General features: G+C 61.8%; 9 protein-coding genes. 4 read left to right on the top strand and 5 right to left on the bottom strand.

Annotated elements, in window-relative coordinates; all coding sequences use genetic code 11:
* Window positions 1-657: 657 nt before the first annotated feature.
* Window positions 658-1,656: an NAD(P)H-quinone oxidoreductase gene (locus ASE80_RS13855; RefSeq protein WP_056859412.1), complete on the bottom strand. Its 999-nt coding sequence runs from the start codon at window positions 1,654-1,656 to the stop codon at window positions 658-660.
* Between the two features lie 186 nt (window positions 1,657-1,842).
* Between ASE80_RS13855 and ASE80_RS13850 the strand changes: the two genes are divergently transcribed.
* Window positions 1,843-2,223 (top strand): DoxX family protein, encoded by a 381-nt coding sequence (locus ASE80_RS13850; protein WP_056859411.1) that lies wholly within the window; start codon window positions 1,843-1,845, stop codon window positions 2,221-2,223.
* Window positions 2,224-2,284: 61 nt separating this feature from the next.
* On the opposite strand, the gene ASE80_RS13845 is transcribed toward ASE80_RS13850, so the two are convergent.
* The 4 genes from ASE80_RS13845 to ASE80_RS13830 form a co-directional block, all read right to left on the bottom strand.
* Window positions 2,285-3,103 (bottom strand): alpha/beta fold hydrolase, encoded by an 819-nt coding sequence (locus tag ASE80_RS13845; protein WP_056859410.1) that lies wholly within the window; start codon window positions 3,101-3,103, stop codon window positions 2,285-2,287.
* 87 nt (window positions 3,104-3,190) lie between these two features.
* The gene (locus ASE80_RS13840) at window positions 3,191-4,582 is read right to left on the bottom strand and encodes an alginate export family protein (protein ID WP_056859409.1); all 1,392 of its coding nucleotides are present in this window, start codon (window positions 4,580-4,582) and stop codon (window positions 3,191-3,193) included.
* Complete coding sequence (locus tag ASE80_RS13835) at window positions 4,579-5,472, bottom strand: VOC family protein (protein ID WP_056859408.1); 894 nt, start codon at window positions 5,470-5,472, stop codon at window positions 4,579-4,581. The genes ASE80_RS13840 and ASE80_RS13835 overlap by 4 nt, the downstream gene beginning before the upstream one ends.
* 147 nt (window positions 5,473-5,619) lie before the next feature.
* Window positions 5,620-6,192: a LuxR C-terminal-related transcriptional regulator gene (locus tag ASE80_RS13830; protein ID WP_056859407.1), complete on the bottom strand. Its 573-nt coding sequence runs from the start codon at window positions 6,190-6,192 to the stop codon at window positions 5,620-5,622.
* Window positions 6,193-6,322: 130 nt separating this feature from the next.
* Here ASE80_RS13830 and ASE80_RS13825 point away from each other — a divergent pair, with 130 nt between their 5' ends.
* Genes ASE80_RS13825 through ASE80_RS13815 form a run of 3 tightly spaced genes read left to right on the top strand, consistent with a single transcriptional unit; the run spans window position 6,323 to window position 10,401 of the window.
* The gene (locus tag ASE80_RS13825; protein WP_056859406.1) at window positions 6,323-7,501 is read left to right on the top strand and encodes an acetyl-CoA acetyltransferase; all 1,179 of its coding nucleotides are present in this window, start codon (window positions 6,323-6,325) and stop codon (window positions 7,499-7,501) included.
* A 3-nt stretch (window positions 7,502-7,504) separates the two neighbouring features.
* Window positions 7,505-9,040 (top strand): class I adenylate-forming enzyme family protein, encoded by a 1,536-nt coding sequence (locus ASE80_RS13820; RefSeq protein WP_056859405.1) that lies wholly within the window; start codon window positions 7,505-7,507, stop codon window positions 9,038-9,040.
* A gap of 38 nt (window positions 9,041-9,078) precedes the next feature.
* The gene (locus tag ASE80_RS13815; protein ID WP_056859404.1) at window positions 9,079-10,401 is read left to right on the top strand and encodes an MFS transporter; all 1,323 of its coding nucleotides are present in this window, start codon (window positions 9,079-9,081) and stop codon (window positions 10,399-10,401) included.
* Window positions 10,402-10,505: the final 104 nt, after the last annotated feature.

The following is a 10,505-nucleotide window of genomic DNA, read 5'->3' as shown; positions in this document are numbered from 1 at the left end:
CACCAGTGCTGGTTACGGCCTTTGCCCCGCCCGCGTTCTTCAACCTTACGATGAACCAGTTTGATGCGCGACAGCGCTACATCGAAGAGGTGGCGGGGCCTCCCACATTGGATCTTTGTCGCTAGCGAAATCTGCGTTCGACGCGATGGCCCTGCTGACAGAGAGCTGAGCAACAAAGCCGATCTACTGTGGGAGCTGTCGAGCTTCAGCGAGGCTGCGAAAGCGGTGGGTCAGGCAACCTACATGTCGCCTGTGCCGCCGCCTTCGCAGCCTCGCCGGGGCTCGACAGCTCCYACATTGGATCTTTGTCGCTAGCGAAATCTGCGTTCGACGCGATGGCCCTGCTAATAGAGAACTGAGCAACAAAGCCGATCTACTGTGGGAGCTGTCGAGCTTCAGCGAGGCTGCGAAAGCGGTGGGTCAGGCAACTAATATGTCGCCTGTGSCGCCGCCTTCGCAGCCTCGCCGGGGCTCGACAGCTCCYACATTGGATCTTTGTCGCTAGCGAAATCTGCGTTCGACGCGATGGCCCTGCTGACAGAGAGCTAAGCAACACAGCCAATCCCCTGTGGGAGCTGTCGAGCTTTAGCGAGGCTGCGAAAGCGGTAGGTCAGGCAACTAATATGTCGCCTGTGCCGCCGCCTCGCCGGGGCTCGATTACTTCACTTGCAACACGATCTTGCCAATATGATCCCCGCCTTCCATCCGTGCATGGGCCTGGGCGGCGTCGGTGTATGCGTACACTTTGTCGATGATCGGCAGGCAGCGCCCGGCGCACAGCACCGGCCAGATGTATTCGTGCAGTTGCTCAGCGATTGCGGCTTTCTCGTCCTTGGTGCGAGCGCGCAACAAGGAACCGGTGATGACTGCGCGTTTACCGAGGATAGTCAGCAGGTCGACGTCATTGGCTTTGCCGCCGCCGAGGAAGCCCAGCATCACCAAGTGCCCGTCCATTCCCAGGGCCTTGAGGTTGTTGTTCAGGTAGGAGGCTCCCATGATGTCGAGGATCACGTCGACGCCTGTGTCGCCGGTCTTCTTGGCGATGACCTCGGCAAAGTCCTGCTCGCGGTAATTGATCGGTTCGGCGCCCAGTTTGGCAATCGCCGCGCATTTGTCGGCACTGCCGGCGGTGGCGAACGCCTGGATGCCGAACTCCTGGCAGAGCATCAGCGCGGTGGTGCCGATGCCGCTGGTGCCGCCGTGGATCAAGGCGCGTTGGCCTTTGTGCGCGCCACCCAGGCCGAACAAGTTGGCCCAGACAGTGAAAAAGGTTTCCGGCACGGCAGCGGCTTGAATCCAATCCATGCCTTCAGGCACCGGCAGGGCCTGGCTGGCGGGTACGGCGCAGAACTGTGCATAGCCGCCACCATTGGTCAGGGCACAGACCTTGTCGCCCAGGCTGTATTCACTGACGCCGTCGCCCAGCGCAACCACTTCGCCGGCCACTTCCAGGCCCGGTATCGGGCTCATGCCGGGTTTCATCGGGTATTTGCCGGCGCGTTGCAGGGCATCGGGACGGTTGACCCCGGCGGCGTGCACTTGAATCAGAATCTCGCCGGGGCCGGGTGAGGGCACTGCAACCTGACGAGGCTGAAGCACCTCAGGGCCGCCGAAGGTGGTGATTTCAATCTGGGTCATGTCGTGGGGCAGAGTCATGTTTACGTTTCCTGTAGCGATGAGCGTATGAAGTGGGACCGCAGCCTGGGGTGGTTGATTCAACCGGGGTAGTTTGTGTGGCGCCCAGCATAACCGGCTCGGCGCCATAAGGTCAGCACAGGCTTGCAAGCTCGGGCTCGGCTCTGCGGACACAATCGACGTCGGTTTCTTTTATGGACGTTGCAGATGAATGAATCAAAAAGTCAGGCGCTTGGGCTGCTGTTTCTGCGAGTCAGTGCATCGCTGTTCTTGCTGTGGGTGCATGGGCTGCCCAAACTGCTCCACTACAGCCAGCAATTGACGCTGATCGAAGACCCGTTCCACCTGGGCGCCAATGTCACGTTGTGCCTGGCGATTGGCGCTGAAGTCGTCTGCCCGTTGCTGATTATCGCCGGGGTCTGGGTGCGCCTGGCCTGTTTGCCGATCCTCGCTGTGCTGCTGGTGGCGTTGCTGGTAGTGCACCCGGAGTGGTCGCTGTTTGAAGGGCAGTTTGGATGGCTGCTGTTGATCCTGTTTTCCAGCATTCTGATCGCAGGGCCCGGTCGCCTGGCACTTGGTCACGCTTGAGCCTGAACAAAAAAAGGCCGGGCAAGCCCGGCCAAAGAAAGGAGAGGGTGACGCCGCTGCTTCAGCGGTTGAGGAAGGCCAACAGGTCTTCGTTCAACTGCTGGGTGTGAGTGGCGGCAAAACCATGCGGCGCATCCTTGTACACCTTCAATTGCGCGCCTTTTATCATCTGCGCCGCCACTTTGCCGGTGGTCTCGAACGGCACGATCTGGTCGCCATCACCGTGGATCACCAGGGTCGGCACATCGACCTTGGCCATGTCCGGGCGAAAGTCGGTTTCGGAGAATGCCGTGACGCAATCAACCGTCGATTTGAGCGATGCCAGCAAGGCAATCTGCAAGGTCTGGGTGAGCACGCCCGGCGAGACCTTCTGCCCCTGGTTGATGCCAAAGAACGGGGTATTGAAATTGCTGATAAATTGCGCGCGGTCCTTCAGCAGCCCGGCCTTGATACCGTCGAATACATCGGTGGGCACACCTTGCAGGTAGTCCGCTTTCTGACCGAAGATCGGCGTCACGGCACCCAGCAATACCAAGCCGGCTACACGTGCGTTGCCATGGCGAGCGATGTAGCGAGCAACGTCGCCGCCGCCCATGGAGAAGCCCACCAGGGTCACGTCGGTGAGGTCCAGGTGTTCAATCAACTGGGCAATATCGTCGGCGAAGGTGTCGTAGTCATTGCCGGTCCAGGGTTGGTCGGACCGGCCAAAACCACGGCGGTCGAAAGCGATGGTGCGAAAGCCGCGGCTGCTCAGGTATTCCATCTGGTATTCCCACATATCGGCATCCAGCGGCCAGCCGTGGCTGAACAATACCGGTTTACCGCTGCCCCAGTCCTTGAAGTAGATCTGGGTGCCGTCTTTGGCAACGAATGTGCTCATGCTTAACTCCTTGGTTGAGGGGGATGACTGCGCGTTACTATTGCCCTGCGCGTGTCGAAGGGCTTGTACACTTGTGCTTGCTTGGGTTTACCAGCTGAATTTGAGCTCGACTCCCAGGTAATTGCTGTCGTCACCACCGGCCTCGCGCAGGGTGCGGCCCACCGCGTAATGCACGGCTTCGACCGCGCCGGCAAGGTTCGCTGTGAAGGCATAGTCGGTGCGCAACTGAGCGTAGGCGCCGGTCCAGCGTTCGCCTTGGCCTGCAGTGCCGGCCACGGGCAAGTTCGGTTGGGTATAGACCGCGTCGTCGGTGGTCTGTCGCCAGAGCAGACCAATGGCAGTCTGTACGCTCATTTTGGCAAGGGGCTTGACGGTGATCGACGGTTTGACGTGGATCAGGTTGCTGTAGCCCGTATAGCCGGCCAGTGAAAAATAGTAGCCGTTGGGAAACAGCGGGTTGAACGTGCCGACGGTAGCGTCACCCGCTTTGCGGTCGCCGGAAGCGATATCCAGTTGCACGCCGAGCCGTGGTTGCCATGCCAGGCCCTCAAGCGTATAGCCCGTGCGGCTGCCGGCGGCCCACGCCCGAATCGACTTGCTCCCCACCGACCCCCTTTGCAGCATCGCCTCGATGTCCCAATCGAAGCCCTGGGCCGCGCCGCCCAGTCGGGCGTCGAACAGCTGGCGGGTTTCCTCGCCGTCGGCGTCCAGATAATGCGCAGCGCTGCGTTCATACACGCCGTAGTAGGCCGACAACTCATTGCTGCCGCCCACCAGTCGCTCGACCCGCAGCAGGTGAAAGCGTGCGTCGCTATTGGAGCGGTCGTCGAAATGTCTCTCGTCCTGATACTGCACCGGCTGGCTGGCGATTGCGATAAAACGCCAATGGGTGGTTTCCCAGTCGGCCCAGAGCGCATCGAACGACTGGCGCACATTCGGCCCATCCCGCGACGAGATAAACCGCTGCAAGTCGAAGGCGAAGTCCTGGCGGCCGATACGGCTTTTGAATGTCCCGCTGCTGAAGGTGTTTACGTACTCTGCAAACGCCAGCCGCAAGTCGACACGGTTTTGATCGGCACCCCCCACCGTGGTTTTGTCGTACGCCCGAGCATCTTCGAGTTGGGTGAACACCCGCCAGTTTTCGTCCAGGTGCAGGTCCGCGTGGACCTCAAAGCGCTGGATCAGGTAGCGATCACGCTTCACATCGCGCACGCCGAACCCACTGGCATCGTTCATCTCGAAACGTTCGCGCAAGCTCGCGCCCAACGACAGGTACGTCATCGGGTTGGCGCTTGACAGCGGGATGTACTTCAAATTGTCCAACGGTTGTGTGCGCAGCAACGGGTCTTGCAGCACCGACCAGTTTTCCTGCCAGCGATTGGTTTTGAGCACCGGACGGGTGGCTTGCTCCTCGGCGTGGGCGCTGGCGGTGAGCAGCGGCCACAGCACGGCCAGGCCCCAGGGGGTACGACGATTCATTTTGCCGCGCTGAGCTGGTGAATTTCCGCGACGTATCCACCGGGAAATTCGACCATTGCGCTGCGCCGCCCTTTGCTCGCGAACGCCGGTACCAGCACAGTGGCGCCGGAGCCTGTGGCTTTGGCCAGGGTGGCCGTCAGGTCGTCGACTTGGTAACCGGTGGTCTCATGGCCGAACGGGTAGGGCAGTTGGCCATTGGTCACCAGCACGGCCATGCGGCCGAACGGCGATTGCAGGTCGACACGCCGGTAAAGGCCGCCCTGGCCGATATCGATACCCGGCGCGTGTTTGTCGTCAGCCAGGACCTTGCCATGGGAAAAGCCGAGGAACGCTTTGATAAACGCCTCGGCCCGCTCGGCAGGCAGGTAGACGCGGTTTTCCGGCACCGTCTGGAACCCTGCGTAGTTCGGGGCCTGGGTGTGCCAGTAGAGCTGCATGTTCACACCGCCTGGCCACTGCACCACGGCATCGCGGCCGATAGGGTCGGGAAAGTCACTGACAATCACGGCCGCACCATTTTCCCGCGCGGCCTTGAGGGCCACGTCCATGTCCTTGACCAGATAACCGTTGCGCTCCTGGCCAAACGGATGCGGTATGGGGGTGCTGAAGCCGAACAGTGACACCGTACCGACCGGCGTCTGCAACAATTGCGAGGTGGTACTGCTTGGCACTGGCAGTACGTTCACCACCACCTGTGGGGTGCTTTTGCCACCGAAGGTCGCCAGAAAGCTCGTGGCAAAGCGGTCCACATCAGCCGGTGCCACGTAGACGTGGCTGGTGTCGTACTGCGGCGCCACTGCCACGCTCGGGGTTGCCGCAAACGCGCTGTTCATCATGGCCCCGGCCAACAGCGTCAATGCCAGGCTTACCCTATTCGCTTTTCTACCCATGCCTGCTCTCCAGCCGATTTTGGAAAGTCAGAAGCTTAGGCGGCCTGCCTGGATGCGAATTGTATGGACGTGCTTGATGGCGCACTGGAGGCTGGAAAGTCCCAGGGCATGACCGCTGCGTTTTTCAGCGCGCAACCCTCTTTATGATCACGCCACCTTAATAATCTTCGACACCAACTCGACCACCGTCTTGGCCTGCAACTTTCTCATCAAGCGCGCGCGGTGCACCTCCACCGTGCGATGGGAGATCGCCAGGCGCAAGGCGATTTCCTTGGACTTGAGGCCATTGACGATGTGCATGGCGATTTCCCGCTCCCGTGGCGTGAGATCGCCGGTGCCCTGGTGCGTGCGGTCCAGGCGCTCGAAGTGCCAGATCATCAGCTTGAACGGGTCTTTGGGCGTGAGGGTGTAGCCGTGGGACTTGGCCCAGAACACTTCGCCGTTGTGGTGCTGCATGAAACGCTCGTCGGAGTAGAAGCCGTTTTCGCTTTCCAGCAGCCATTCATGGCTGCGCTTGCCAATGGCGTGGTAGTCCGCCTGGGAAGGGTAAATCAGCAGCGTCAGCTGGTTGACCAATGCGTCGCGCGAATAGCCGAACAACTGCAGGAAGGCCTCATTACAGTCGACCATTACGCGGTTGCGGGTGACCAGTTGCGGCGCGGGGGAGAGTTGGAACGCCAGGCGTTCTATGTCGTGGAACTGCTGTGCAAACGCGTTCATTGGGCATCCTGCCTCGTCGCTTTTCTCAACTGGGGCTACTTAGCCATGTAAGTAGTTGCACGAATTGGCGCGCGCCCAACGGTGGGTCATTGTAGGTAAATGTCCGCACCAAAAATAGAAGAAATTGATTATGTCAGCTGATTGCGTCTCCATTGTTGCTGCCGGTCATTCACGTTTCGGTCGCCTTGAAGGCACCCGCCTGGAGGATCTGATCGTACAGGTTACCCGCGAAGCCCTGAAGGACGCGGCAATTGACGCGAGCGAGATCGACGCGTTGTTCCTTGGCCACTTCAATTCGGGGTTGGTGCCCGATGGGTTCCCGGCTTCGCTCCTGTTGCAGGCCGACCCTGGGCTGCGCTTCAAACCGGCGACCCGCTGTGAAAACGCCTGCGCGTCCGGTTCGGCGGCGATCCTGGCCGGGGTCCAGGCGATCCTGTCCGGCAGCGCCGAGCTGGTACTGGTGGTGGGCGCCGAAAAGATGACCCACACCACCACCGCCGAGGTGACCCAGGCCTTGGCCGGTGCCGGCTATCAGAACGACCCGGCCGAAGCAGGCTTGAGTTTCCCGCAGCTGTTCGGCCGTGCGGCGCGTCAGTATGCCGAGCGCTACCACTGCCCGCTGGGCTCGATGGCGGCCATCGCCACCAAAAACCACTCCAATGCCATGGCCAACCCGCTGGCGCAGATGCACCGGGTGATGGATTTCGAACACTGCAACAACGTGTCCCAGAGCAACCCGTTTGTGGCCGATTCGCTGCGCCTGACCGATTGCTCGTTGATCAGCGACGGCGCCGCCGCGATCATCCTGGCTTCGCCCAAGCGTGCGCGGGCGTTTCGTCGTGATGTGCAGATTCGCACACTGACCCAGGTCAATGATTGCCTGCCGATTGCCCAGCGCGACATCCTCGCCTTTGAAGGCCCGCAACGCGCGATCCATACGGCGTTGCGCGGGGCGAATATCACCCTGGCCGACCTGAGCTTCGCTGAGGTGCATGACTGCTTCACTATCGCCGAGCTGCTGATCTACGAAGCCATGGGCCTGGCGCCCAAAGGCGAGGGGCACCGTGTGCTTGACAGCGGCGTGGTGCGCGCGGGCGGGCGGTTGCCGGTGAACCTGTCCGGCGGGCTCAAGGCCAAGGGGCATCCGGTGGGCGCCACCGGCGTGTCGATGCATGCCCTGGCGTTTCGCCAATTGACCGGCGAGCCGATCGGCCTGGCAGTGCCTAACCCCGAGTTCGGCTTGGTGTTCAACATGGGCGGGATGGCCGTGGCCAACTATGCCTCGGTGCTGCACGCGCGTCGGAGCTGAGCCATGAACATTGCCAACTGGCTGCACGACACCCAGCGCCGCGACCCGCAACGCCCGGCGTTGTTTGAGGGCACGCGGCACGTCGCCGACTACGCGACCTTCACCGCCCATGTCCGTCAACGCGCCGCGCAACTGGTCGATCAATATGGCCTGGTGCCGGGCGATGCGGTGGCGCTGTTGATGAAAAACAGCTGCGATTACCTGGAAGTGCTCTACGCCGTGTGGTGGCTGGGCGGCGTGGTGGTGCCGATCAACGCCAAACTGCATCCGGCAGAAGCCGCGTGGATTGCCACCGATGCCGAGGCCCGCTTGATTTTTACCGACGGTGGCCGGGTCTTCGCGTCATCCCGGGACTTGCCTGCGCGCTGCAAGGAACTGGACGCTCACACGCTGCCGCCGACCCGTGGCTGGCCGACCCTGGAGCAGCCGGTGCCGCGCCAGGATCAGGACCTGGCCTGGCTGTTCTACACCTCCGGCACCACCGGGCGTTCCAAGGGTGTGATGCTGTCCCACGGCAACCTGGTCGCCATGTCACTGTGTTACCCCACGGATGTCGACCCGGTGAGTGTCGACGACGCAGCCGTGTATGCCGCGCCGATGTCCCACGGGGCGGGGCTGTATAACTTTATCCATGTGCGCTGCGGTGCACGGCATGTGGTGCCGGCTTCCGGTGGTTTTGATGCCGGCGAGTTGTTTGGCCTGGCTACGGAGCTGGGCAATGTATCGCTGTTCGCCGCGCCGACCATGGTCAAGCGCATGGTCGAGCAGGCGCGGCGCCAGGGTTATGGCGGCGACGGCATCAAGACCATCGTCTACGGCGGCGGGCCGATGTACCTGGCCGACCTGTGCGAGGCGCTCGACACCTTCGGCGCACGCTTGGTGCAGATCTACGGCCAGGGTGAAAGCCCGATGACCATCAGCGTATTGCCCCGCGCCCTGATCGCGGACCGCCAGCGCCCAGGCTGGTCAACCCTGGCAGCCTCCGTTGGCCACGCGCAAGCCTGTGTTGAAATCCGTATTCTGGATGCTCGGCACCAACCGCTGCCGACCGGCGAGCGGGGTGAGATCGCCGTGCGCGGTGCCACGGTGATGCAAGGTTATTGGCGCAACCCGCAGGCCACCGCGCAAACCCTGGTCGATGGCTGGTTGCTCACCGGCGACATCGGCTTTCTCGACCCGGCCGGCTACCTGACCCTCACCGATCGCTCCAAAGACGTAATCATCACTGGCGGCAGCAATGTGTACCCGCGTGAAGTCGAGGAAGTGCTGGTGCAGCATCCCGAGGTGTCCGAGGTGTGTGTGGTCGGCGAGCCGGACGCGCAATGGGGCGAGTCCGTGGTGGCTTTTGTGGTCACGCGCAGCGGGCAGGCATTGGATGAGGCCGAACTCACCGCGTGGTTTCTGCAGCGCATGGCGTCATTCAAGAAACCCAAAAAGTATGTGTTCAGGGCCGATTTGCCGAAGAACAGCTACGGCAAAACCCTCAAGACCGACTTGCGGCAGTGGTTGAAAGCAGCGAGTATCGCCGCGCTTTCCTAGCTTTTCATGGACAGAACAACCGACAAGGAGTCCCTTCGATGGGCAATACAGCGCAAGACACGCAGCGCAAGCGCCGCCGTGCATTTCTCGGTGCCACCTCGGGCCACCTGATCGAGTGGTATGACTATGGCGTCTACGGCTTTCTCGCCGTGTACATCGGCCAGGCGTTTTTCGTCTCTGATGACCCCACCACCAGCCTGCTCGCGAGTTTCGCGGCGTTCGCCCTGAGCTTCTTTATCCGGCCTCTGGGCGGGCTGTTCTTCGGCCCGCTGGCGGACAAGATCGGCCGGCGCAAAACCCTGATCATGGCGCTGGTGATGATGTCCGGCTCCACTGTGCTGCTGGGCTTGCTGCCCACTTACGCAACCCTGGGCATCGCCGCGCCGATCCTGCTGATTCTGGTGCGCTGCGTGCAGGGCTTTTCGGCGGGCGGCGAAATCGGCACGGTCACCAGCTTTATCTCCGAATACGCCGGCCCCGGCCGCCGCGGTTTTGCCACGTGCTGGTTGATGGTCACCGCCGTACTCGGCCTGCTGCTGGGTGGCGCCGTGGCGAACGGCATGACCTGGATTCTGGGCGCCGACACGATGCAGGAATGGGCCTGGCGCGTGCCGTTCCTGATCGCGGCGCCGCTGGGTTTTATCTCCATGTATATCCGCCTCAAACTCGAAGACAGCCCGGAGTTTCTGGCCCTGCAGCGCGCCGGGCAAACCTCCCGCGCGCCGCTGCGCGAGGTCTGGCAGTGGAAACGCGCCATCGCCCTGGTGTTCTTCATCATCACCTTGCACAGCTCGATCTTCTATCTGGTGCTGACCTTTGCCTCGACCTACATGGCCAAGATCCTCAAGTTCGACAGCGGCACCACCTTGCTCTATGTGTTTGTCGCCAGCTTCTCGGCGGCATTCGTGATGCCGTTTGGCGGCGCCTTTACCGACAAGTACGGGCGCAAGCCGTTCCTGATGGTGATCGGCACATTGGCCACGCTGGCGATGTTCTGGCTGTTCAAGTCGGCGCCTACCGCCACGCCGGCGTCGTTCTTTGCGCCGTTGATGGCGGTGGCGATCCTGTTTGGGCTCTACGCCTCATCCACCTACGCGCTGATGAGTGAGTTGCTGCCGACGCGCATCCGCTCCACCGGGATTGCCGTGGCCTATAACGTGCCGGTCGCGGTGTTTGGTGGCAGCGCGCCGCTGATCTCCACCTGGCTGATCAAGGTGACGGGCGACATCACTTCACCGTGGTACTTCTACGTGGCCACCGGTGTGGTGTCGCTGATTGCCCTGGTGGTGTTGCGCAAAGAGGACTTTGTTGCCAGCGGTAGCCCGGTGGTTGTGGCGCCCGCAACGGCAGCGCTGGCCTGATTGCTCAGGGGCGTTGGGGTTTGACCGACGTCCTGTTTCGTGTGTGTTGTAATATATTGAGACAACCCCGCCAGTCTCCGCTGACTGCGCCACGAAACAGAGTG

The sequence above is a fragment of the Pseudomonas sp. Leaf15 genome (assembly GCF_001421425.1).
Taxonomy (GTDB): domain Bacteria; phylum Pseudomonadota; class Gammaproteobacteria; order Pseudomonadales; family Pseudomonadaceae; genus Aquipseudomonas; species Aquipseudomonas salomonii.
Note: the sequence above shows the minus strand (reverse complement) of the source record. Positions and strands in the feature narration are given on the sequence as shown.